20 protein-coding genes are annotated in these 22,730 nt (G+C 64.2%); 5 read left to right on the top strand and 15 right to left on the bottom strand.

Features of this window, described 5'->3' with window-relative positions; translation table 11 throughout:
* Positions 1–24: 24 nt before the first annotated feature.
* The 12 genes from AC1Q6X_RS24450 to AC1Q6X_RS24395 form a co-directional block, all read right to left on the bottom strand.
* Positions 25–1,800, bottom strand: coding sequence for a VWA domain-containing protein (locus AC1Q6X_RS24450; RefSeq protein WP_492498654.1), 1,776 nt, complete (start codon positions 1,798–1,800; stop codon positions 25–27).
* Positions 1,797–2,768, bottom strand: a complete 972-nt coding sequence (locus AC1Q6X_RS24445) for a hypothetical protein (RefSeq protein ID WP_492498653.1) — start codon at positions 2,766–2,768, stop codon at positions 1,797–1,799. Before AC1Q6X_RS24445 ends, AC1Q6X_RS24450 begins: the two co-directional genes overlap by 4 nt.
* A 9-nt stretch (positions 2,769–2,777) precedes the next feature.
* Positions 2,778–3,245 (bottom strand): hypothetical protein, encoded by a 468-nt coding sequence (locus AC1Q6X_RS24440; protein WP_492498652.1) that lies wholly within the window; start codon positions 3,243–3,245, stop codon positions 2,778–2,780.
* Between the two features lie 2 nt (positions 3,246–3,247).
* Positions 3,248–4,828 (bottom strand): AAA family ATPase, encoded by a 1,581-nt coding sequence (locus AC1Q6X_RS24435; RefSeq protein ID WP_070289768.1) that lies wholly within the window; start codon positions 4,826–4,828, stop codon positions 3,248–3,250.
* 112 nt (positions 4,829–4,940) lie between these two features.
* On the bottom strand, positions 4,941–6,101 hold the full coding sequence (locus tag AC1Q6X_RS24430; protein ID WP_492498651.1) for an ABC transporter permease: 1,161 nt from the start codon (positions 6,099–6,101) through the stop codon (positions 4,941–4,943).
* A complete protein-coding gene (locus AC1Q6X_RS24425) occupies positions 6,098–7,279 on the bottom strand; it encodes an ABC transporter permease (RefSeq protein ID WP_492498650.1) in 1,182 nt (393 codons plus the stop codon). Before AC1Q6X_RS24425 ends, AC1Q6X_RS24430 begins: the two co-directional genes overlap by 4 nt.
* A 6-nt stretch (positions 7,280–7,285) precedes the next feature.
* Entirely contained in the window at positions 7,286–8,260 is a 975-nt protein-coding gene (locus AC1Q6X_RS24420; RefSeq protein WP_492498649.1) for an HlyD family secretion protein, read from the bottom strand.
* 2 nt (positions 8,261–8,262) lie between these two features.
* Positions 8,263–9,672, bottom strand: a complete 1,410-nt coding sequence (locus AC1Q6X_RS24415; RefSeq protein WP_230506248.1) for a TolC family protein — start codon at positions 9,670–9,672, stop codon at positions 8,263–8,265.
* Positions 9,673–9,850: 178 nt separating this feature from the next.
* Complete coding sequence (locus AC1Q6X_RS24410; protein ID WP_492498648.1) at positions 9,851–11,461, bottom strand: bifunctional aspartate transaminase/aspartate 4-decarboxylase; 1,611 nt, start codon at positions 11,459–11,461, stop codon at positions 9,851–9,853.
* 69 nt (positions 11,462–11,530) lie between these two features.
* The gene (gene aspT / locus AC1Q6X_RS24405) at positions 11,531–13,219 is read right to left on the bottom strand and encodes an aspartate-alanine antiporter (RefSeq protein WP_070218293.1); all 1,689 of its coding nucleotides are present in this window, start codon (positions 13,217–13,219) and stop codon (positions 11,531–11,533) included.
* 56 nt (positions 13,220–13,275) lie between these two features.
* On the bottom strand, positions 13,276–14,958 hold the full coding sequence (gene aspT / locus AC1Q6X_RS24400; protein WP_492498647.1) for an aspartate-alanine antiporter: 1,683 nt from the start codon (positions 14,956–14,958) through the stop codon (positions 13,276–13,278).
* Positions 14,959–15,369: 411 nt separating this feature from the next.
* The gene (locus tag AC1Q6X_RS24395) at positions 15,370–16,098 is read right to left on the bottom strand and encodes a hypothetical protein (RefSeq protein WP_492498646.1); all 729 of its coding nucleotides are present in this window, start codon (positions 16,096–16,098) and stop codon (positions 15,370–15,372) included.
* Positions 16,099–16,346: 248 nt separating this feature from the next.
* On the opposite strand from AC1Q6X_RS24395, the gene AC1Q6X_RS24390 reads away from it, so the two are divergent.
* Positions 16,347–16,610: a heavy-metal-associated domain-containing protein gene (locus tag AC1Q6X_RS24390; RefSeq protein WP_070218296.1), complete on the top strand. Its 264-nt coding sequence runs from the start codon at positions 16,347–16,349 to the stop codon at positions 16,608–16,610.
* A gap of 22 nt (positions 16,611–16,632) precedes the next feature.
* Here AC1Q6X_RS24390 and ubiT read toward each other — a convergent pair whose 3' ends face one another.
* The 3 genes from ubiT to ubiU form a co-directional block, all read right to left on the bottom strand.
* Positions 16,633–17,115 carry a ubiquinone anaerobic biosynthesis accessory factor UbiT gene (ubiT, locus tag AC1Q6X_RS24385; protein WP_070218324.1) on the bottom strand — a complete coding sequence of 161 codons (483 nt, stop codon included), beginning with the start codon at positions 17,113–17,115 and terminating at the stop codon, positions 16,633–16,635.
* Positions 17,116–17,185: 70 nt separating this feature from the next.
* A complete protein-coding gene (gene ubiV / locus AC1Q6X_RS24380) occupies positions 17,186–18,082 on the bottom strand; it encodes a ubiquinone anaerobic biosynthesis protein UbiV (protein WP_070218297.1) in 897 nt (298 codons plus the stop codon).
* A gap of 127 nt (positions 18,083–18,209) precedes the next feature.
* Complete coding sequence (ubiU, locus tag AC1Q6X_RS24375) at positions 18,210–19,247, bottom strand: ubiquinone anaerobic biosynthesis protein UbiU (RefSeq protein ID WP_492498645.1); 1,038 nt, start codon at positions 19,245–19,247, stop codon at positions 18,210–18,212.
* 161 nt (positions 19,248–19,408) lie between these two features.
* Between ubiU and AC1Q6X_RS24370 the strand changes: the two genes are divergently transcribed.
* From AC1Q6X_RS24370 to AC1Q6X_RS24355, 4 genes are all read left to right on the top strand, one after another.
* A complete protein-coding gene (locus tag AC1Q6X_RS24370; RefSeq protein WP_070218298.1) occupies positions 19,409–19,825 on the top strand; it encodes a hypothetical protein in 417 nt (138 codons plus the stop codon).
* Positions 19,826–19,943: 118 nt separating this feature from the next.
* Entirely contained in the window at positions 19,944–21,692 is a 1,749-nt protein-coding gene (locus AC1Q6X_RS24365; protein ID WP_070311931.1) for a ribonucleoside triphosphate reductase, read from the top strand.
* Positions 21,689–21,886: an anaerobic ribonucleoside-triphosphate reductase gene (gene nrdD / locus AC1Q6X_RS24360; protein WP_070218300.1), complete on the top strand. Its 198-nt coding sequence runs from the start codon at positions 21,689–21,691 to the stop codon at positions 21,884–21,886. The genes AC1Q6X_RS24365 and nrdD overlap by 4 nt, the downstream gene beginning before the upstream one ends.
* Positions 21,879–22,583, top strand: a complete 705-nt coding sequence (locus AC1Q6X_RS24355) for an anaerobic ribonucleoside-triphosphate reductase activating protein (protein ID WP_492498644.1) — start codon at positions 21,879–21,881, stop codon at positions 22,581–22,583. Before nrdD ends, AC1Q6X_RS24355 begins: the two co-directional genes overlap by 8 nt.
* Positions 22,584–22,730 lie beyond the last annotated feature (147 nt).

Here is a 22,730-nt window from a genome sequence, read left to right as displayed (position 1 = left end):
GACCCGGCGGGTCTGACCCCGGATTTAAACATAGTGGCGCCGGCTGAACGCCCGCGCAAAGTCCAGCAAGTCCTCGTAGCGCTCGACGGCGTGGATATCCCAGCCCTGCTCGCGGCGCGCGCGTTTCAGGTCGTCATAGGTTTGCTGCAGCCACTTGTGGCTCGCCGCGCCATCCCAGTCGCGCGCCAGGTTCAGGGCCATGGTGCCCCCCGCGCCGCCCTGGGCCAGCGCCTTGGCGGAAATATCCCAGCCGCTGTTGCCCAGTTCATCCTTGTCGAACATGGTGGTGATGCCATCGTCGGAAATCATCAGGATGTGCGCGGGCCGTTCGCGCTTGCCCGCATAGGTCTTGCGCAGACAGTGGATGGGGAAACAGGTGCCGCCGCCAAAAAACTCCGTCAGCACGCCCAGGATCAGGTCTTCATCGCGCACGAAGCCGGGCGTCTGCATCACCTCGTTCTTGCCGCTCCACAGGGTCACCTGCACTTTCGCGCCGGCGCGCAGGGCGGACAAGGCGATGACGGCGCCGGCCAGGGTCAGGAACGAGGTGTGCGCCTGCGGGTTCGGCATGGAGCCTGAACTGTCCACGTACATGTCCAGGTCGACGGGCACGGCGTCGATGGCGCGCGCCGGTTCGCGGCCATACACGCGGCGCACGGTCGTCACGCCGGGCACGGGGCGCGGCGACTGCATCACGGATTGCAGCCAGTCGATTTCCTCGAGCGGATCGCCGATCTCCCACGCTTCCAGCCCTTCCATCTGCGGCTCCTGCGACTCGGGCGCGGGGCGGCTGGGAAACGCCACCAGGTGCGGCAAGGCCCGCTCGCGGTAGTAGCGGATGGCGATTTCATGGTCGCTCAGATCGATGCCCGAGGCCTTCAGAATGTCGCCCAGCTCGAACGGTTCGCGCAGCTGGCCGCCGCCCTGCCTTGCCGGCGCCTCGCCTTGTGGCTCCTCGCCATCGAGGCCGGAAATGCGCTTGTCGTGCACCGGGTGGATGGCGCCGCCTTCCTCGTCATCCTCGATCTGCTGCGCGCCATACGTCTGGCAGCCCCGGGCCGCGTCGCGCGTGTCCTGCAGATAGCGGCTCGGGCCCAGAGCGTCCGTATCGTCGACCAGGTAGGGCAGCAGCAAGGTGGCGAAACGGCCCGCCGCCAGCATCCAGTCGTTCGCATACACGCGTATCAGGCGCGCGCCCAGCCAGGCGTCCGTGTCCAGGCGTTCGTCCGCCTCGTTCTCAGCCCCTGCTCCGCCCAGCTCTCCCTTTTCCAGCTGCCACAGGTTTTCATAGATGCGCATGTACAAGGTCCATACGCCGCCGCTGCCCTTGGCGCGCGCGTCCACCGTGCGCCCCTGCTGCAGCTTGCGGTAGATGTCGGCCATGCGCAGATTTGCCTGGCGCTGCAAGCGGTCGTTGATGAACAGGTCCGTGTACAGATTGGCCACCATGGGCGCGTGCTGCTCCAGTGTGGGCAAGGCGCGGCGCATGCGCGCCAGCAAACGGAACTGGTCGCCGGCGCTGCCCGGCGCGAGGATATGGTGGCCGATTTCATGGGCGAGGATTTCCAGCGCATAGTCGTCCAGCCCCAGTTCCGTCACCAGCGGCAAGTCCACCACCACGCTCTGGTCCAGCAAACGGATCATGGCGAAGCTGCCGGACAGGCCCTGCTTGCTGGCCTCGACGCGGCTGGCGCACAGGCTGGGGTCACGCAAGCGTGTAAATTTGCTCCACACGGCCAGGGCCTCGGGCCAGGCGGCGCGCCAGGCCTCGATCAGCGCCGTGTCGGTGATCTTCTTCATGCGAGTGGCAGCAGGCGGATCGCGTGCGTCCATGGCGACGTGACGGCGACCGTATGCGCATTGGCGGCGATGGCGATGTCGCCGGCCGGCACATCGAGTTCGATGCGGCGCGCGCCGATCTGCAGGGTCGTCCCATCGAGCCGCACGGACGCCGGCGCGCCCGTTTGCGCCTGCTCGAACTCCTGCGCCGTGGCGCTGTGCAGCACGGCGCCATAGGCGTCGGCCACCAACAGGTAATGGCGTTCGCCGCTGCGCACGATAAAACCATCCGCCGCAGCGCGCACCTGCGGCGGCGTGCCGAAGTCGCCGCCGAGGCCTGTGAAGCTGCCGAACTCGCGGCCCTCCGCATTGCCGCGCCACGGATACTCCACCAGCTGCGCATGCACCTGCGGCCATGGCGCACCGGGTTCGCCAAAGGCGGCCAGCGCCAAGTCCGGCGGCAAGGTATCGGCGGCGGCCAGCGCGCCCTGGCGAAAATGCGCGACGCCGGCGCGCCAGGCCAGCACCTGGCCCACGGCGCGCAGCTGCGCCAGCGTGGCGATCTGCGGCGCCAGGGCGGCCAGCTCGCGCTGCCACTGCGCGGGACGCGCCCCCGCCACGGAGGCGATGTGGACGGCGGCGTTGCTGAGCATGCCCAGCACGTCGATGGGCGCCGTCGCCAGCAGCGGCGCAAACTGCGGCGCCAGCTCGCGCCAGACGGTATTGAGGAAGGGATTTTTCGCGGCCGGACCGGCCAGGCCATGGCCCACCAGTTCCAGGGCCATGTCGTAGGCGGCCAGGGTCACGCTGCCCGCTCGCTCGGGCGCGGCGGCGGCCACGGCGACCACCAGCGGATCGACGCCGTCGTGCAAGAAGGCGCCGAAGGCGGCCATGTCGAGCGAGGGAAAGCGCCGGCGCGCTTCCGCCGCGCGCGCATTGAACTGGGCGCGGCCGCTGGCAAGTAGCGAGGCAAAGGCAGGAGAGATCATCGCGGCCCGTCAGTCGCTGTGCGAAAAGTGCAGCAGATAGCGTTCATCGCTCAGTTCGAACGCGATCTCGTCCCAGTGGATGGCGTACCAGAAACCGGCGGGCGGCGTCATCGTCACGGCATACGTGGAAAAACCGCCCAGCGCCTCGTCGAGCGATGCGAGGAAGGCGGCCACCAGCTGCGCGCGGAAGCGTCCCGGTGGCGCCGCCTGCATGTGCCGCGACGAGAAAAACCAGCGCTGGCACACCTGCTCCAGCTGCGCGCGCCCGCACGTCGCCGCATTGATATGCCACAAGGGCGCAGGCAAGTGGCGTGCCGGTTCGATGACGTGCAATGCATGGTCTTCCACGCGCAGGCCCAGCGCCGTGGCAAGATCGGGCGCGTCGGGCAGGCGTGATAATTCGTAGCTCGCGCACAGGTCGCTCGCTTCGCCATTGAGCATGGCCAGCGCTTCCAGGAAGCCTTGACAGTGCGGCACGCTCATTGCGAACGCAGCCAGCTGCGGTAGTTGGTATAGCGCTGATGCAGGTATTTGAGCTTCAGCAGGTCGTCGTACAGGGGGCCGTACAGCTTGCGCCCCTTCGTGCGTTCGCCGATCAGCTTTTCGATGCGGTTCAGGCGCGCCAGGGTTTCACGTTCGCTGACGCCGTCGAGGCCCAGGTCGAATTCGGCCGACAGCACGCCCACGGGATCGTCGCGGTCCAGGTCCAGGCGGTTGAATTCATCGTTGGACAGGTCGAACAGGCGGCGCAGCCAGCCCAATCTGTCGCTGCGGTAGGCGGCGTTTTCCGGCAGCGCGAAAAACGGCGCGTCCGGGTCCGGCTGCAGCTTGTTATGCAGGACGAAGGGCAGCACCTGGCGCAAGTCTTCCAGCGCCACCTCGCCATTGCCGCGGAAATACGCCATGGCCTTGGCGTAGATCATGAGCGCCATCAGGGTGCGCACGGAGATGCCGTTCAGGGTCTGGCAACCGAGGTCCTTCAGGCGGTCGCGCCCATTGTCGGCCGCCTGCGCGGCGCCCCGGTCAGCACCGGCCAAACGGGCCGTATCCTTGGTCATGTATTCGAACTGGCCGCCGGCCGTCTCGAACAGCTCGAACTGGCTGGCAAAAAATTCCAGGCGGCGGCGCACGGCGTCGGGTATGCCCACCTGGCGGATCGCCTCGCCGATCTGATCGACCTCGCCTTCCGTGAAGATGATATCGGGCGGCACCAGCTCTTCGGGACGCACGTTTTCTTCCACGCGCAGCAGCAGCTCGTTCAGGAAGCGCGGGTTGAAGGCCAGCGCCTGCACCGTCACGTCGACCCGGTCGCGCAGCGCCTCGATCACCTGGTAGGTGCCGCCGCCCTGGTCGTCGTTGGCCGTCAGATACCAGGCCGCTTCCGGGCACTCGTAAATATGGTTCAGCACTTCCGCGTAATTGTCGCCCATGACGGTGAGCAGCGCGCTTTGCGTGCGCGTGGGGATACGGTTGTATTCATCGACGATTTTCACGCGCATGCCCAGCCAGGCGCGCCAGGCGATGCGGATATCGTCCATGCTTTGCGCGTTGACCAGGTCGGCCGGCAGCGGATTGCCCAGCAAATCGGCCACCGTCATCTGCGGGTGGCCATGCTGCATCGCGCGCTTGACTTCTTTGACGGTAGAACCGGCCAGCACGCCCATCAGCAGCGCGCTGGCCGTCTTGCCCCGTCCCGGACCGCCCACAAACAGGCATTTGCGGCGCGTGGCGAACGTCAGCAGCGGCAGCAAAATAAAACTCGAATAGCTTTGCGCCGACGGCAAATTCAATGTACGGCGGCTGTCGCCCACGGAATACGTCTGCGACGGGCCGTCGTTGTACTCGATGTCGTAGTGGGGGCTGATGATGGCATGGTTGACGATCCAGAAATACGCCTGGCGCAGCTTTTCATCGAAAGGCCGCGCTTGCGCCTCGCCTTCCGCGCCCAGCGCGATGGGGCCCTGGTACAAATCCGCCACGTCGAACTGCCGCGCGGCGGGCGCGGCCTTGGGCTTGGTGGGGGCTTGGGACAAGCGCTGGAACAAATTGAATGCAGACATAGAAATCATCAAAAAGGCATCGAATCAACCCCTAAAGCCAAGGACCGGGGTCGGACCCTCAGGGTCCGACCCCAGCATTTCGCTGGGGTTACGGAAATGAAATTATTGCATATCAAGTGCCATCGGCCTTGTTCAAATCAACAACGGTTTCCTCCAGCTTGCGCCAGCGCCACCAGCCCAGCGCCACGCAGGCCAGCAGCAAGGCCAGCAAGCCCGCCACTTCATGGCGGATTTCATACAGCGACGCGCCCATCTGGTTGAGCGCAACAAAGCCCTGGATGCCAGCCGTGGACGGCAGCAGCCAGCGCAGCCATTGCAGCACGACGGGCATGGACGAGACGGGCCAGGTCAGGCCCGCGAGGAACAGCACCGGCATCGAGGTGGCGATCATCAGCTGCGTGCCCCGTTCGCGCGTGCGGAACAGCATGCCCAGCAGCATGCCGAACGCCGCCTCCGCCAGCGAAAACAGCACCAGCAGCAAGAGCATGCCGCCGAAGTTGCCGCCACGCGGGTAATCCTGGAACCAGAAGACAAAGCCAAAGAAATAGCAGCAGTTGAGGAAGGCCACGCAGGCAAACGCCAGCAGCATGCCCATATACCCACCCGCCGTGCGCCGGCCGGCCACGGGGAAGGTCTTGCGCTGGTACCAAGTGCCGAACAGCATGGTCATGCCGATCAGCAAGGTCTGCTGCACGATCAAGGTCGCCACGCCTGGCACGACATACGCGCCATAGCCTTCCTTGACGTTAAACAGGGGCACGGCGTCAAACGCGATGGGCGAGCGTTGCTGGTTAGCCTGCACGGTCGATGGCGTGCCCGCCCCCAGGCGTTTGAGTTCGATACCGGCCGACACCGTGCCCACCACTTCGGCCAGGCCGTTCAAGGCCACCTTGTTGAGCATCAAGTACAGGCCATTGCCCGCCACCTGCGCATGGGCGGCGCGGCCGGCCAGCACGTCCGTCTGCAAACCGTCGGGAAGGATCAGCACGCCCATGACCTTGTCGCGCCACAGCAAATCCTGCGCGACGGACAAGTCCGGCGTGACGGCCACGACTTGCAGCGAGGGGTGAGCCATGGCGAAGCGCGTGAGCTGGCGCGACATGGCGCTGCGGTCCTGGTCGACGACGGCCACGGGCACGCGCTGGACGATTTCCGTCGAGTATGGCAGCGGATAAAAGAAGGAATAGATGATGCCGCCGATAAACAGCAAGGTCAGCGCCCCCTTGTCCGTCAGCATGGCGCGCCAGGTGGCGATAAAAGCCGGCCAGATCATGCGCGCCCCCAGGCCGCAGGCATATTCGCGCGGCGCGCCAGCAGGAATACGCCCACGGCGCCGCAGCCGATGGCAAAGCCGGCCAAGATCAGCATTTCCTGCACGCCATAGCGCCACGGTGCGCCGGCCAGCCAGTATTTCGTTTGCAATTGCAGATAATGCGTGAGCGGCAAGGCTTCCGCCCAGGCGCGCGCCGGTGCCGGCATGGCCATCAGGGGAAAGGCCTGGCCTGCGAACGCGAAGGCCGGTGCGGTAATAAATGCCGCGCCCGACAGGGCCAGGCGCAGGGACAGGGTGGCGCCGATCAGCAAGGTGGCCATGCCGCAATACGCGAGCACCAGCAGCAGCATGCTCAGCAGCAAGGCCGGCAAGCTGCCCGCCACGGCCCAGCCACGCGCCAGGCTGAAGAACAGCAGATACAGCAGCGCCAGCGCGCAGTAGGCGATCACGGGAAACAGCAGCTTGGCGCCGACGGCACGCAGCCAGCTGCCCTTGGCCGAGGCCAGCCATTGCGGCACCGTGCCGTCGCGCAACTCGCGTCCGATGGACGTGACGACGGCAACGACGATGAAGATCTGCAGCATGGCCGGCATCAGGGCCAACGTTAAAAATGCTTCATAGCTGATGTTCTCGTTATATAAACTGTTCAGTGTCGTGCGGATCGGTTCGAACTGGGCCGCCGCCTGCACGCCCGACATGCCCTTTTTTGCGCGCGCCGTCATCTCGATGCCGGCCGACAAGGTCGTGCTGACCGTGCGCACGTCGCGCAGCAAGGCGCCCGCATGCGAGGAAAACTGCGCGTTGTACAGCCATTGCACGGTGGCTTGCCTGCCGCCCAGCAGTTTCTGTTCGAAATCGTTCGGGATCAGCAGGTAGCCGAACGCCGTACGCTCGCGCAAGCGATGCTGGGCTTCGTCGCTGGACGCCACTTTCGCCGCCACCGCGATGCCGGGCGAAGCGTCGAGCCAGCGCGTGAGCTGGCGCGACAAGGTCGAGTTGTCGTTATCGATGACGACGATGGGCAAGTCGCGCGCGATGCCGGCGGAAAACACCAGCCACAGCATGCCGCACAACACGACGGGAATCCAGCTGAGCATGCCGAAGTCCCAGAAATCGCCGCGCAGCCGCGCCCACTCGCGCGCCAGCGCAGAAACCGGCCCCTTATCCGCTTCGTTCATCGCGTATCAGAGCGGTGGAAACACGACCGACATGCCCGGACGCAAGCCCTCGACCTTGATGGCGGGGCGCAGCCGGATTTCAAACGTGCGCAAGTCCGTGCCGCCCGGGCGCGCCGCGCGCCACGTGGCGAAATCGGGCAGCACGGCCACGGAACTGACCTTGAAGCTCACTTGCTGCTTCAAGGCCGGCACATTGGCCGTATGCGTGCTGCCCATGGCAAACGCGGCCATTTCATCTTCGCGCACCTGCAGCACGGCCCACGCGTCATCGAGGTTCACCAGCGTGATCACGGGGAAGCCTTGCGGCGCCAGTTCACCGGGCTGTATCTGGATCTTGCTGACCTGCCCGGCCACGGGCGCGGCGATCTTCGTTTCCGCCAGGGCGACCTGCGCTTCCGTCAGCACGGCGCCCACCTGGCGCGCCTGGGCGGCGGCGGCCGTCTTGTCTTCCGGACGGGCGCCCTTTTGCGCCATGTCATATTGCGCGCGGGCCGCTTGCGCCAGCTGGTCGGCGGCGCGCCATTGCGCTTGCGCCTCGTCGCGTTTCTGCTGCGCGATCACGCCTTGCTCGTACATATTGTTGACGCGGGTGTACGTGGTCTTGGCGATGGTGGCGCCCGTTTGCGCCCGCTCCCAGTTGGCTTTCGCGGCGGCGATTTCTTCCGGACGCGCACCCGCTTGCGCCTTTTGCGCCACGGCATCGGCTGCCTGCGTGGCGGCCGTCGCTTGCGCGATCTTCGCGTCCACTTCCGGACTCGTCAGCTGGAACAGCAATTCCCCTTTCGGCACCGTCTGGCCAAGCTTAACGTACAGCTCGCCCACCCTGCCCGGCACTTTCGACGAGACATTGACTTCCTGCGCATCCATCTGTCCCTGCAAAGGCAGGCGCTGCGGCTGGAACGCCTGGTACAAGCCCCAGCCCACGAAGCCGAGGACGAGGATGGCGGCGACTATGGCCAATGGTTTTTTGGAGGTGCTCATTATTATTTGTCCACAGGTAATTGGATATCGGCCGCGGCGGCCAGGCTGCCCAGGCGCTGCGTCTCGCCCGTCGCTTCCAGCAATTGCGCCAGGCCCATCACATAGTTATAGGCAGTCTGCGCGCGCTGGGTCTCGACCTTGGCCAGGTTCAGGCGCGCGTCGACCACTTCCAGCGACGTCACTTGTCCTTGCTGGAAGGCGACCGTTTGCAAACGGATATTTTCGCGCGCCAGCTCCACCGACGACGCCGTGGACAGGTACTGGATGCGGGCGTTTTCCAGCGCGCGCCAATTCTTTTCGATCAGGGTGGGAATGTCGCGCTCGGCCTGGCGCGCCACCACTTCCACGCGTTCCTGGTCCAGCTTGGCGGCGGCGATCATCTTGCCCGTGTTGATGCGGTGCACGAGCGGCACGGCCACGACGAGGCCGATGGCCCAGTTCGACCGCACGAGTTTTTCGTTGCCGCGATTCAAGTTGTAGTTACCGATGGCAAAGACGGTGGGCGCATATTCCTTGCCGTGCAGCTTCAAGGCTTGCTCGGCTTGCACGCGCTTGCTGTCGATCTTTTTCCAGTTCGCATTTTCGCGCATGCCCGTGCTGATGAACGATTGCAAGGTACCCACCGGCAGGCTGTTGACGAACAGGGGCGTGCTGGGCCGCACTTGCGTGTTGACGGCGAGCAAACGGTCGAGCGCCACCTGGGCGATTTCCTCATCGCTGCGCGCCTGCGCCTCGTCGCTGCGGGCGCTGTCCAGGGCCACGTCGGCACGCAGGCGTTCCGCGCGCGAAATCAGGCCGCCCTTTTCCAGCTTGGCCGCGTCGCGCTGGTGCTGCGTCACGCCGGCCGTCACTTCGGCCCGCACGGCCACCACCCGCTTCGCCAGCAATAATTGAAAATAGCGCTGCGCCACCAGGGTCGCCAGCTGTTCTTCCGCTTCCGTACGCTCCGCCTGCGCGGCCAGGGTCAGGCTCGAAGCGAGGCCCTTGACGGCGTCCAGGCGCCCGCCCGTGTAGATGGGCCACATGCCCAGCAAGCCGAACGAGGTCAGGTCCGTCACCACTTCGCGGCTCAGGGAATTGGGAATCTGTGGCTTGGGCAAGCCGGGAATCGATGGCAGCACGGACTCGATGCCGCCCACCACGCCGGACAAGCCGCTCGTATCGATGTTCAAGTCCGTCGACAGGCGGCCACGAAACGCCGTCAAGTCCACGGAAGGGCCGTCGATATTCGACAGCGCCTCTGCCTTGAGGGTTTTTGCGCGCACGTCGAGCGCGGCGCCCTGCACGGCGCCCGAAGCGGCTGCCGCTTGCTGCAGCGCTTCGCTGAATGTCAGAGGTTCCGCCAGGGCCGGCATGGCCGCGCCCAGCGCGCTCGCCAGCAATAATGATAAATGTCCTTGCAATCTGCCCATGTAGCGTCCAGTCAATGAATGAGGGGAAAGCACGGGGTTGCCATGTTTATACTTTCACAATAGCAATTATATCCACGGATGTCCATTCCAGCCTGCACTATTGGTTACGCAAGCTGACAGACAAAAACGGGCGCCTCATGCGGGGCGCCCGTTTTTGTCAGACTACACGGCGAGCGGCTTACTTCTTCGTCTTCTTGCCGCCCTTTTCCTTTTCCTTTTCAAACACGGCAAAGAACTCGGACGCCATGCTGCGGATGGCGCGGCCGATATTCGCGTAGTCGTATTCGTTCAGGTTGGCCAGCGAGACGCGGCCGGACGGATGCGTGGTGCCGAAGCCGCGGCCCGGCAGCAGGATGACGCCCGTTTCCTCGGCCAGGCGGAACAGCGCTTCGTTCGGCTTGAGTTTTTTCAGCAGCCACTGCGAAAACTCCACGCCATGCATCTGCGCGGCCAAGGATTCCATGTCCAGCAGATGGTAGTAGCGCACGGAATTGGCGTCGTGCACCATCGGCAAGCCCAGTTCGCGGTACAGCGCTTCCTTGCGGCGCAGCACGATGCGTTTCATCGACTGCTTGTACTTTTGCTCTTCATCCATCAGCGAGAACAAGGAGAACAGGGTCATCTGCGCCTGCACGGGCGTGGACAGGCCGGCCGTGTGGTTCAGCGCCACCGTGCGGCTGTCGGCCACCAGGCGGTCGATGAATTTCAGCTGGCGCGGTTCCGTCGTGATGGAGTGATAGCGCGCATCGAGCTGCTTCTTGATGGTTTCAGGCAACTTCGCAATCTTGTCGTCGAGCACATTGTTTTCATGCGTGGCCACCACACCCATGCGCCAGCCCGTCGCGCCGAAGTATTTCGAGAACGAATATACGAGGATGGTGTTGAACGGGCAGATGGCGAACAGCGAGACGAAATTGTCGGCGAACGTGCCGTACACGTCATCGGTCAAAATGATCAGGTCCGGGCGCTTCTTGATGATCTTGGCGATGTATTCCAGGGTCTCGTCGTCGATCTTGACGGATGGCGGATTGCTGGGGTTGACGAGGAAGAAAGCCTTCACTTTCGGGTCGAGCAGCTTGTCCAGCTCCTTCTTGGTGAATTGCCAGTTGTTCGATTGCGGCGCATCGATGTGCACGGTGTTCAGCTTGTAATCGTTCAGCTGCGGAATCTCGATGTAGGGCGTGAAGATCGGCATGCCCAGGGCGATCGTGTCGCCTTCCTGGATGATGTGGTTCGATTTCAGGCTGGCGAACAGATACGTCATGGCCGCCGTGCCGCCTTCGACCGCGTACATGTCGAAGTTGCCGACGAATGGATGGTCGCCGATCATTTCGCGGTGGATATACTGGCCGACGATTTTCTCGGACAGGCGCAGCATGCGGTCCGGCACGGGATAGTTGCAGCCGAGGATGGCTTCGCACATCTCATAGATGAAGTCGCCCGCGCTCAGGCCCAGCTGGTCGCGCACGTACGACACGGCCGCCTCGATGAAATGCGCGCCCGGGTTGCCTTCGTGCTTGCGCACGAAGATTTCAAAGCGCGCCTCGATGCCCTCGCGCGTGGGAAAGCCGCCCACGTCGTCCATGTACACATACGAGCGCTCCGCTTCCGTCATGGCGAACTGGCCGAACTGGAAGAAGCCGTGGCGTGGCGTGGTCGCCAGGAAATTCGGGTTGCCGCGGCCCGCATTGAGCATCAGGCGGTTGCTTTGCTTGGCCGTCTGGATCAGCGCATCCTTCAATTCGAAGGGGCTCAACAGGGCGAGTTTGCTTGGGTTACTGAAATCCATTTTTGCTACTCCTTATCAGACTGATAATTTTGAGGGTTCTTGCAAAGGTGCTTGCACATACATGCAGACTCAGACGAAGGCCACAATCAGCGGCCCCAGCAAGGTCAGGAAAACGTTGGCCAGGGCATATGTGATGGCAAACGGTACGGTGGGAATCGAGTTTTGTGCCGCGTTCAGCACTTCGCCGAACGCGGGATTGGCGCTGCGCGAGCCGGACAAGGCGCCCGCAAACACGGCCACGTTGTCATAGCGCAAGACGTAACGGCCGATCAGCATGGTCAGTATCATCGGCAGGATGGTCACCACGACGCCCACGCCGAACAGGGTCAGGCCGTGTTCGCGCACGGTTTGCACGGCTTGCAGGCCGGACGTGAGGCCGACGACGGCAACGAAGCCGGCCAGGCCCAGATCCTTGAGGATTTGCACGGCGCCGCTGGGCATGTAGCCGAAGGTCTGGCGCTTGGCGCGGAACCAGCCGAACACGAGACCCGACAGCAGCACGCCGCCGCCGCTGCCCAGTGTCAGCGGAATCGAACCGATGCGCGCCACCAGCAAGCCCACCAGCAGGCCGACGACGAGGCCGGCGCCCATGTAGACGAAATCCGTCTTGGCGCTCGGCACGATCATGTAGCCCACTTCGGCCGCCACGCGCTTGACGTCCTGCTCGGCGCCATAGATGGTCACCACGTCGCCCGTCTGCACGACGGTTTCCGGCTGCATGGGCAGGATCTTGCCCATGCGGCTCAGCTGCACGACAAAGATGCCGTGACGCACGCCCGGCGCCGTCGCGCTGCGGATTTCACCCACCGTCTTGTTGTGGTAAGCCTTGTTGGTCAGCACCATGTCGCGGCGCTGCATCACCAGTTCCATGCCTTCGACGGCCAGCAATTCCTTGCCCAGCTGGGAAGACACGCTGAGCATGGCTTCGCGGCGGCCCACCAGCAGCACGATATCGTCGGCGGCCAGCACCAGGTCCGGGCTGACGTCGATGATCTGGCCATTGCGTTTCACGCGCTCGATGGTGATGGCCGTGTTCGGATGAGCGCTTTCGATCTCTTCCACGGTGCGGCCGGCACCGGGACCCACGTCGTAGATGCGGCCGATCAAGTCGGGCGCGGCCGGCGTCTGGCCAGGTCCCAGCACCTGCACGCCCGCCTGCAGCGCCGTTTCCGCCTTGATCGCATCTTCGCGGATGGTGCGACCCATGAGTTTCGGCAAGATATTGACGCAGACGATGATGGCGCCAAACGAGCCGAACACATAGGTCACGGCATAGCCGACAGCCACGTTGCCCTGCAGGCGCGCCACCTCGTCGGCCGCCAGGCCCAGCTTGGTGATCGCGTCGCCCGCCGTGCCGATGATGGCCGACTGCGTCAAGCCGCCCGCCGCCACGCCGGCCGCCAGGCCCTTGTCCAGGCCGAACACCTTGGCCATGATGACCACCGTCAGCAGCGCCGTCACGGCCAGCACGACGGCCAGGATGATTTCGCGCACGGACTGACGCCCCAGCGAATTGAAGAATTGCGGTCCGCTTTCATAACCGACCGCGTAAATGAACAGGGCAAACAGCACCGACTTGACGCCGGGATCGATGGCCACGCCTACCTGGCTGACGAGGACCGCCACCAGCAGTGAACCGGCGACCCCGCCCAGCTGAAACGAGCCGAACTTGATCTTGCCGATGTAGTAGCCCACTGCCAGGGAGAGAAACAAGGCAATTTCGGGCGACTTCTTGAATAACTCATGCAACCATTCCATGCGGACCGCCTTTCGTGTTGAAGGAATTCTTTACTGCCTGTGCTCTTGCAAGCTGCTCATGCATGAACGGACCCGGCCAGGGCCACGATGAGCGGCCCCAGCAGAGGCAGCACCACGTTCGAGATGGCATAGGTAATCGTGTAGCCCAGCAAGGGCGTGGAATTGCCGGCCGCGTTCTGCACGGCCGACAAGGCTGGCGTGCTGCACTGCTGGCCGGCGATGGCGCCCAAGAGCACAGGCGCTTCCAGCTTGAGGAAAAAGTGGCCCACCAGCAACGACAGCGAGGCGGGGATGACGGCGATCAAGACGCCCATCAGCGGCAGCGACAAGCCGTACTGGCGCACCAGCTCGATTGCCTGCGGTCCCGACGCCAGGCCCACGCAGGCAATGAAGGTGGCCAGGCCGATATCCTTCATCATGTCGAGCGCGCTGGGGTGGATGCCCGGCATGCCAGGTTTTCGCGCCTGGTACCAGCCGAATACGAGCCCCGTCAGCAAGGCCCCGCCGCCCGTGCCCAGCGAAAACGGAATGCCGCCCAGCCTGGCGGTAAAGCCGCCGATATACACACCGAGCACGATGCCGATGCTGGCGTAGACGATATTGCTGCGGTCGCCCGTGGGCACGCGCTTGCCGATGGCGGCCAGCGCCGTGTTCAGTTCGCGTCCTTCCGTCGTGCCGTACAGGCGCAGCACGTCGTCGCGCTGCAGGGCCAGGTCGGGCAAGGGCGGCATGCTGTGCTCGCCGCGGATGACGGCCGCCACATGCACGCCGGTGGGCAAGGCCAGCTGGCGCAAGGGCTGGCCGACCAGCGCGGCTTGCTGCAGCACCACTTCGACGGCGGAGACGGCCATGTTCAAGCCCGTCGTGTCGGCAAATTCCTCGCCCAGGATGGCTTCGGCCGCCACCAGTGCGGGACGGTGGCCGATCACCAGCACTTCGTCGTTATTGCGCAGGCGCAGTGCCGGCTCCAACGGCAAGACCTTGCCATGCCGGCGCACGCGCGTGATGCTGGCGCGGCCCGCAAAAATATGCTGCAAGGCATCGAGGCGGCGTCCCGCTCCCCGGCTCATGCGGTAAGCGCGGCCGACCATTTCCGGCGTCGCCTGCAAATCGTCGGCGCCCGCCTGCGCGCCGCCCATTTTTTCCCATAATTTGTCCGCTTCCTCGCGCAGATTGACGCGCAACAACAGCGGAAAAATCTGGCTGGTGACGATGACGATGGCGATCAGGCCAAAGATATACGTGATGGAATACGCGGTGACCACATTGGCTTGCAGCTCGGCGATGCGGGCCGCCGGCAGCGCCAGCTTCGAGATCGCGTCCGTGGCCGTGCCGACGACGGCCGATTCCGTCGCCGCGCCCGCCATCATGCCGGCCGCCGTGCCCTGGTCCAGGCCCAGGAAACGCGTGGCCAGCAGCACCAGCGCCAGCACCACCACCACTTCGATCAGGCACAGTATGCCCAAGCGCAAACCCTTGGCATTCAGGTTGGCAAAGAACTGGGGACCGCCCGCGTAGCCGAGGGCAAAGATAAACAGCATGAAGAAAACGTTTTTCACGCTGGCGTCCAGGGTAATGCCCAGCTGGCCGATCAGCAGCGCGGCGATCAGGGTGCCGCACACGCCGCCGAGCTGGATCGGGCCGAAGCGTATCTGCCCTACCGCGTAGCCCAGCGCCAGCGCCAGGAACAGGGCCAATTCCGGCACCTGGTGCAATACCGACGCGATCGAATCGAGCATGGGCAAACCTTCGAAAAGATAACGGATGGTTACAAGGGAGCACAGCGTTCGGTGGCTGGCGGCGGCTTGCCGTTGAACGGGCGCACGGGTCCGCACGACAGCCGCCATGGCGGCTATCGCTGGGAAAGTATTGCAAAGTGTTGCAAGATGGAATGATGTTCGGCGAAAATTTTATAAGTGTCAACAGGTGTTCTGTTGAACTCGCTTTGCGTTTCCTCAAACATCCTGCGCACGATTGAAGCAGTCGTTTGACATAGCTCAACTAAACCATTAGTAATGATTTTGACGATACCAAAGTGCCTTGCGCGCCAGCGGCGTCTCCTCCGGCAGGTCAGGATTGACGAGCTCCAGCACGTAACGCCGGGACAGATTCAGGCCCTGCGCGAGACGGCCGAAATGGCGCTGGAACAGCTACGCAAAGCTGCCATCGGCCAGCATGGTTTCCAGTCCCAGTTCAATGTGGCGCGCCAGTTCCGGCCTGTGCTTGCCGACAAAAAAATACAGTGCGGCCGGGTAGCGGATGACCAGGTGGGTGTCTAGCGCCAGCGGCAATTGCGCGTGGCTGGCCAGCTCGCTTTGGGCCTCGATCACGGAGCGGGGAAAGTAGTCGATGCGCCCCGCCGCCAGCTGCTGGAACAGGCCTTCGTAGGTGCTCGAGGTATCGAGGCGCAAGCCGTTCGCCTGCAGGATGGCGCAGTCGGGCCAGTCGCGCATCTGGCCGGCAGACAGCCGCGCCAGGGCGGCGACGCTGCGCACGCCGCGCAGCAGCTGCGTCTGGCGGGCATGGATCAGGGCCACGCGCCAGCCGATCAGGCCGCGGTCGATCGGTATGCGCACCGGCAGCAATTGCGTTTCGCGCGCCCGGCTCGTCATGGCCCAGACGACATCGACGCTGCCTGACGCCATGGCGATTTCCTGCATGGCGCGCGTCTGCACCATGCGCAGTGCGGAGCGGCGCAAGGCATATGCCTGGCCCGACCGCGACAGCGCCATTTGCAGCAAGGCCGTCACATAACCTTGCTGCGGATCATCGAGCGCCTGGTGGCGCGGATACACGAGCTGCAGCGGCGACGACGTGCCGGCGGCGACAGCGCCCAACGGCCACAGGGCGGCAAGCTTGAGCAGGGGGCGGCGCTGCATGGCCCCTCCTTTCCAGCGCTTTCATCAGCGTTCTTATCAGAATGACAGTATCGCGCAGCGGGGCACGCTTGTCGACTGGATTATGGAAACTGTGTACAAAACAACAGCAATTCAGGCGGGAGTGGAGCGGTGCAAATTAATCCAGATCAATAAAACCGCAAATAGAAAATAAATCTTGCGTGCTGCTCTGGACGGCATGCGCGCCCCTCGCCTACGCTGTTTTTTTATCTGAAAAACAAGAGGACCACATGCAGACAGCGCGCTTGAATATTATTGGAATGGATCACGAAGGCTGCGCCGACAGATTGACGGGCGCACTTGAGGCCGTCACAGGCGTGGCCACCGTCTGCGTCTCGCTGGCGCGCCACGGCGCCACGGTGCAATTCGACGAACGCCTGGCCACGCAGGAACGTTTGCTGACCGCCGTCAACGACGCCGGCTTCATGGGCGAGGCGTCCGATGAAGAACAATTGCCATCGTGCAGCGGCGCCTGCGGCCACTGCCGCCACTGAGCGCCCGCCTCCCCTTTTCCGCTCAGCCTCCCCGCGCGCCCCGGTCGCGCAAATGCGCCAGCACGCGACGCGGTCCCAGCGACTGCAGGTCGAACGGCGGCAATTCGATGGCATCGAGCGTATTCTTGAACAGCAAGCCCAGCTCCGTATCGCCTTCCAGGCTCAAACGGCGGCTGAAGAACAAGGTGTCCGGATCTTCCTGGCGCCGCGCCAGCAGCATCAAGTCATGCACGCTGGCGGCGATGCACAGGTCCGGCACGTCGACATAGCGTTCGGCCACGAACACCGTGCCCTGCCACTCAAAATCGAAGGCGATACCGGCGTCCAGCAAGCGCAAGCGCAGGCTGCGCCCCTCCAGGCTGCAGCGCACGTCGTCGGGCAATTGCGGCGCCAGCAAGCGGTTCAAGCCTTGCACGAACAGCCAGGAGGCGGGATACGGCGGCAGCTTGGACAGCAATTCGGCCAGCGGTTCGGGCAGCCGGTACGACACGGCGGGCTTGCTCATGGCAGGCTTGGCCGGGACCGGGACCGGCAATCTTTCCAGTTGATCTTGCATATTCTTCCTTTCGATGCGTTCAATGGGCGGCGTGCTGTTCCATGCCGGGCTGGCCGTGCCAATAGCCGTCGCAGGCGCCGGCCGGCTGGCAGGCCGCCAGCTGGGCCTGGGCGCCGATGCCGCTGACCTGCCCCCGGCGGGCGCGGTCGAAGATGGCGATCACCTGTTCCGTATGCATGGCTTGCGGACTGATGCGCGCCACCGACACGCCCATGTCGCGCATGGCGTCGAGTTCGCGCACCAGGTTGTAGACGAGCGCCGACTGCGTCTGCGTGCCATTGAGTACGAGGAAGGGCACTTCGTCGCGCGTGCGCAGCAGCAGCCCGTCCGGCTCTTCCAGGCAGCTGTAGCCGCAGTCGTCCTTCGGCAGGTTGCGGTTGCGCGCCGTGAAGCAGCGCGCGGAAAACGCCAGCGGCATGCGTCCGTAGGCAAACACTTCCGTCTCCAGCCCTTCCGGTTTCTGGCGCTGCATCTCGGCCAGCGCCGTCTGTCCCATTTCCAGCGGCATCACCCAGCGCCGCGCACCGAGGCGCGCCATCAGTTGCAGGCTGGGGCCATTGAACAGGTTCAAATGGGGGCCGGCGACGAAGGATGCGCCCTTTTCCATGCAATGCACGGCGCCCATGTCGTTGGCCTCGACGCCGTAGCGGCCATTGCCCGTGATGCGGCGCAGGGTGGCCAGTTCGGCGCCCGCCTCGATCAGCGCCTGCGTCGACAGCACCACTTCCTTGCCGGCGGCGGCCAGCATGTCGGCGATATCGAGCCAGTCGGCCAGGCGCAGCTCATGCCGGCGCGAACAGACGGTTTCGCCCAGGTACACGATATCGACGGCGGTGCCGGCGATCTGCTGGTAAAACTCGAAGACGGTGGCGCGCGGCCAGTAGTACAGCAAGGGACCCAAAGAGAGTTTTAGCATGCCTTTTCCAATATTTTTTTAAGTGACAAAACCGTAGCGAGCGGCTCGCGGCGGGGCCGAGAAGCGCAACCGTGCTCCAGCACGGTGAGCATCGCAGGCCGCGCCCCGGGACGCGCAGCAGGTTTTGCTATTTCCAGGAGCGGTGATAGGCGCCAAGCGTGTGCTGCTGGCCTTCAGCCAGCTTGTCCATGGCCGCCATCCAGCCCGGCTTGACGGCGTAGCGCGTATTGCCTTCGCGGCAGGCGTCGATCGCTTCGCGCCACACGCGCGTCACCTGCGCCACATACGCAGGGCTGCGCTGGCGCCCTTCGATCTTCACGGCGCGCACGCCCATGGCGATCAGCTGCGGCAGCAGCGCCAGCGTGTTCAGGCTGGCCGGCTCCTCGATGGCGTAATACTCTTCGTCGTTGACTTCGAAACGCCCCTTGCACAGGGTCGGATAGCTGGCGTTTTCGCCCGGTGCGTAGCGGTCGATCAGCACGCCGTTCAGGCGCGATTCGAGGCCGTTCGGCGTTTCCAGCCAGCGCACGGATTTCGCCGGCGAGCACACGCCGTGCGTGTTCGGCGCCTCGCCCGTCGCATACGACGACAGCGCGCAGCGCCCTTCGACCATCACGCACAGGCTGCCAAAGCCGAAGACCTCGATCTCGACGTCCGTCTTGCTGATCAGTTGCTCGACCTGCGCCATCGACAGCACGCGCGGCAGCACGGCGCGGGCGATGCCGAAGTGTTCCTGGTAAAAATTGATCGCTTCGTAGTTGGTGGCCGAGCCTTGCACGGACAGGTGCAGGCGCAGCTGCGGGTGATGCTCGCTTGCATACGCCATCAAGCCCGGATCGGCCACGATCATGGCGTCGATGCCGGCTTGCGCGGCGCGGTCGATGGCGCTGCGCCACACGGCCCAGTTGTGCGGCTGCGGATAGGTATTCAGCGCCAGCAGCACCTTGCGTCCATATTGGTGGGCGTAGCGCACGCCCTCGGCGATGGCCTTTTCGTCGAAATTGAGGCCGGCGAAATTGCGTGCATTGGTGGCATCGCGAAAACCCAGGTACACGGTGTCGGCGCCATTGTCGACGGCCGCTTTCAAGGCGGGCAGGCTGCCGGCGGGGCAGACCAGTTCCAGCGGTCCGGCCACGCGGGTGGCGGTAGTTGATTCAAGCATCATGATATTCACAGTCCTGTATCGGCTCAGGGTGCAGACTATAGCCCCGCCCATACCGCCCAGTCCTTGACACAGGTGAAGGAATGCATGCATGGCTGGCGCGCGTTCAACTTGCTTGACCTGGCTGTAAAATGCCCCACTTTTTCCCTATCCGATTGCCCGCCATGACCCGCAAACCGCTGCTGATTTTCCTGCTCACCCTGTTCCTCACCGCGCTGCAGGTGCAGTGGGCCGGCCCGCCCGATGGCTATGATGCAGGGACCCTCTCCGTGCTGTCGCCGGAAGTGCTGGGCGCGTATCCGGGCGTGCTGCTGCTGTTCCTGCTGGCCGTGTTCGCGCGCCGCAAGATGCCGCTGCTGCGTCAGGCCGCCATCTGCACGGGCCTGCTGGCCGTCTACTGGCTGCTGGCGAACTACGTCACCTTCGACGCGCGCGTGGCCAGCTGGAGCACCTACACGCCGCTGGAAATATGGACGCACGTTCTGCCCGCCTCCGTCGCCAGCGTGGCCGCCTGCGGCGCCGCGTTCTTTTGCGCGAGCTGGCTGATCCTGCGCGAAACGCGCTGGAACAAAAGCGGCTGACGTGGATTTTTCACCTGCATCAAGGATTCGTCACGCAACTGCACGCGCCCTTTGACGCCACTATATTTAGTGATTAATCTCCATAAAAACACCGCATGTTGTGTTTATTGGAGGTTTCATGACGACAAATGCAGTTTCCCCCACACGCGGCCAGGTCGATGTCGCCGCATCCATCAATGAATACCTGGACCGGCGCGACTGGCGTGTCAACGCCAACGCCAACCAGGGTTACTCGCTGGGCGGCCTGATACTCAATGTATCGGGCAAGGTCATCGCCAACTACTGGCTGGACCAGGTGTATCCGCCGGAAGTGGGCGCGGCGCACCGCGAAGCGGCGCTGCACATCCACGACCTCGACATGCTGGCCGGCTATTGCGCCGGCTGGTCGCTGCGCACCCTGCTGCATGAAGGCTTGAACGGCGTGCCGGGCAAGATCGAATCGGGCCCGCCCAAGCACATGTCGAGCGCCATCGGCCAGATCGTCAATTTTCTCGGCACCCTGCAAAACGAGTGGGCCGGCGCGCAGGCGTTCAGCTCCTTCGATACCTATATGGCGCCCTACATCCGCAAGGACAGCCTGCGCTATGAAGACGTGCGCCAGTACATGCAGGAGCTGATCTTCAACCTCAACGTGCCATCGCGCTGGGGCACGCAGACGCCGTTCACCAACCTCACTTTCGACTGGGTCTGCCCGGACGACCTGCGCGAGCAGATTCCCGTCATCGCCGGCCGGGAAATGGACTTCAGCTATGGCGAGCTGCAGGCGGAGATGGACATGATCAACCGCGCCTACATCGAGATCATGATGGCGGGCGACGCCAAGGGCAGGGTCTTCACCTTCCCCATCCCCACCTATAACATCACCGAGGATTTCGACTGGCATAGCGAAAACGCGGAACGCCTGTTCGAAATGACGGCCCGCTACGGCCTGCCCTACTTCCAGAACTTCATCAATTCGGAACTCAAGCCGAACATGATCCGCTCCATGTGCTGCCGCTTGCAGCTGGACTTGCGCGAACTGCTGAAAAGGGGCAATGGCCTGTTCGGTTCCGCCGAGCAGACGGGCTCCCTGGGCGTGGTGACGATCAACTGCGCACGCCTGGGCCACCTGTGGCGCGGCGACGAAGCGGCCTTGATGGCGGACCTGGACCGCCTGCTGGAACTGGGCAAGACCAGCCTGGAAATCAAGCGCCGCACCATCGAGGAACTGATGCAGCAAGGCCTGTTCCCCTACACGAAACGCTACCTGGGCACCCTGCGCAACCACTTTTCCACCCTGGGCGTGAACGGCATCAACGAGATGATCCGCAATTTCAGCGGCGACGCCTGGGACATCACGTCCGCCGAGGGCCATGCGCTGGCGATCCGCCTGCTCGACCACGTGCGCGCCCGCATGGTGGCCTTCCAGGAAGAGACGGGCCATATGTACAACCTGGAAGCGACGCCGGCCGAAGGCACGACGTACCGCTTCGCCCGCGAAGACCGCAAGCGCTATCCCGCCATCCTGCAGGCCGGCACCGTCGACAATCCGTATTACACGAACTCGTCGCAGCTGCCCGTCGGCCACACGGACGACCCGTTCGAAGCGCTGGAATTGCAGGACGCGCTGCAGCGCAAATACACGGGCGGCACGGTGCTGCATTTGTACATGACGGAAGCGCTGTCGGACGCGAACGCCTGCCGCGAGCTGGTCAAACGCGCCCTGAGCCGCTTCTCGCTGCCCTACATCACCGTCACGCCCACGTTTTCCATCTGCCCGCGCCACGGCTACCTGGCCGGGAAACATGAATTCTGCCCCACCTGCGACGCGGAGCTGATCGCCCGCAAGCAGGCCCACATTGCTCCATCACTTGAGGAAACGCCATGAATGCACGTCCCGACTTCACTCCCGCCATCACCCTGCTCGACAGCGAACGCCAGCGCTGCGAAATCTGGACGCGCGTGATGGGCTATCACCGCCCCGTCGCCTCGTTCAACATCGGCAAGCAGGGCGAATTCCACGAGCGCCAGTATTTTACGGAAGCGAGCGCCCGGGTTGGCCAGCCGGCCTGCCATGGCTGAGTTGAAAGTGGGCGGCCTGACGCCCTTTTCCGCCACCGACTACCCGGGCAAGCTGGCTGCCGTGGTGTTCGTGCAGGGCTGCCCCTGGCGTTGCGGCTATTGCCACAATCCGCATTTGCAGGCGCGCACGCCCGAAGGCGCCATGCCGTGGCAGGACGTACTGACCTGGCTGCGGCGCCGCGTGGGCCTCGTCGACGCCGTCGTCTTCAGCGGCGGCGAGGCATGCATGGACCCGGCGCTGGCGCGCGCCATGCTGGACGTCAGGGCGCTGGGTTTCGGCATCGGCCTGCACACGGCCTGCATCTATCCGCAGCGCCTGCAGGAAGTGCTGCCCCTGGTCGACTGGGTCGGCTTCGACATCAAGGCGCCGTTTGCCGACTATCGTCATGTGACCCGCGTGGCCGGCAGCGGCGACCCGGCGCGCGCCTGCCTGGACGCCATCCTCGCCAGCGGCGTCGCCTACGAATGCCGCACCACCACCCACCCGGACCTGCTGCCGGACGCACAGCTGCTGTCCCTGGCCGCCGCCCTGGCCGCGAAAGGCGTCGATAACTACGTGCTGCAGCAGTTCCGCGCCGAAGGCTGCGCGGACGCGGCGCTGTCCGGCCGCCCCCTGTACGGCTATCCGGCGGCGGCTACTGTGGCGCAAATCGGCGCCATGTTTCCCCGTTTTACATTCCGTAATCATGGCAGTTGATCGTGCAGCCACATAATTATTGAAAGTCCCGCAAAATTCCCCGTTCTGCAACGCTGAAATGTCTTGCGTGCTGTAATGTATCAACTGTGCCGCGCACCATGCGCAGCCCGTCAGATTCCTCACACCGCATTACAGATAAGCGTCATC

Source organism: Janthinobacterium sp. GW823-FHT06H09, from assembly GCF_058794735.1.
This window is presented reverse-complemented; position numbering and strand designations above follow the sequence as displayed.

What these genes read in the sequence shown, in the direction of transcription:
- AC1Q6X_RS24420 (WP_492498649.1), bottom strand. Translation starts at nt 8,260, where the DNA reads ATGAGCACCTCCAAAAAACCATTGGCCATAGTCGCCGCCATCCTCGTC.
- AC1Q6X_RS24445 (WP_492498653.1), bottom strand. Translation starts at nt 2,768, where the DNA reads ATGATCTCTCCTGCCTTTGCCTCGCTACTTGCCAGCGGCCGCGCCCAG.
- AC1Q6X_RS24370 (WP_070218298.1), top strand. Translation starts at nt 19,409, where the DNA reads ATGACCCGCAAACCGCTGCTGATTTTCCTGCTCACCCTGTTCCTCACC.
- AC1Q6X_RS24395 (WP_492498646.1), bottom strand. Translation starts at nt 16,098, where the DNA reads ATGCAGCGCCGCCCCCTGCTCAAGCTTGCCGCCCTGTGGCCGTTGGGC.
- AC1Q6X_RS24355 (WP_492498644.1), top strand. Translation starts at nt 21,879, where the DNA reads ATGGCTGAGTTGAAAGTGGGCGGCCTGACGCCCTTTTCCGCCACCGAC.
- aspT (WP_070218293.1), bottom strand. Translation starts at nt 13,219, where the DNA reads ATGGAATGGTTGCATGAGTTATTCAAGAAGTCGCCCGAAATTGCCTTG.
- AC1Q6X_RS24430 (WP_492498651.1), bottom strand. Translation starts at nt 6,101, where the DNA reads ATGATCTGGCCGGCTTTTATCGCCACCTGGCGCGCCATGCTGACGGAC.
- ubiT (WP_070218324.1), bottom strand. Translation starts at nt 17,115, where the DNA reads ATGAGCAAGCCCGCCGTGTCGTACCGGCTGCCCGAACCGCTGGCCGAA.
- ubiV (WP_070218297.1), bottom strand. Translation starts at nt 18,082, where the DNA reads ATGCTAAAACTCTCTTTGGGTCCCTTGCTGTACTACTGGCCGCGCGCC.
- AC1Q6X_RS24365 (WP_070311931.1), top strand. Translation starts at nt 19,944, where the DNA reads ATGACGACAAATGCAGTTTCCCCCACACGCGGCCAGGTCGATGTCGCC.
- aspT (WP_492498647.1), bottom strand. Translation starts at nt 14,958, where the DNA reads ATGCTCGATTCGATCGCGTCGGTATTGCACCAGGTGCCGGAATTGGCC.
- AC1Q6X_RS24410 (WP_492498648.1), bottom strand. Translation starts at nt 11,461, where the DNA reads ATGGATTTCAGTAACCCAAGCAAACTCGCCCTGTTGAGCCCCTTCGAA.
- nrdD (WP_070218300.1), top strand. Translation starts at nt 21,689, where the DNA reads ATGAATGCACGTCCCGACTTCACTCCCGCCATCACCCTGCTCGACAGC.
- AC1Q6X_RS24435 (WP_070289768.1), bottom strand. Translation starts at nt 4,828, where the DNA reads ATGTCTGCATTCAATTTGTTCCAGCGCTTGTCCCAAGCCCCCACCAAG.
- AC1Q6X_RS24390 (WP_070218296.1), top strand. Translation starts at nt 16,347, where the DNA reads ATGCAGACAGCGCGCTTGAATATTATTGGAATGGATCACGAAGGCTGC.
- AC1Q6X_RS24450 (WP_492498654.1), bottom strand. Translation starts at nt 1,800, where the DNA reads ATGAAGAAGATCACCGACACGGCGCTGATCGAGGCCTGGCGCGCCGCC.
- AC1Q6X_RS24425 (WP_492498650.1), bottom strand. Translation starts at nt 7,279, where the DNA reads ATGAACGAAGCGGATAAGGGGCCGGTTTCTGCGCTGGCGCGCGAGTGG.
- AC1Q6X_RS24415 (WP_230506248.1), bottom strand. Translation starts at nt 9,672, where the DNA reads ATGGGCAGATTGCAAGGACATTTATCATTATTGCTGGCGAGCGCGCTG.
- ubiU (WP_492498645.1), bottom strand. Translation starts at nt 19,247, where the DNA reads ATGATGCTTGAATCAACTACCGCCACCCGCGTGGCCGGACCGCTGGAA.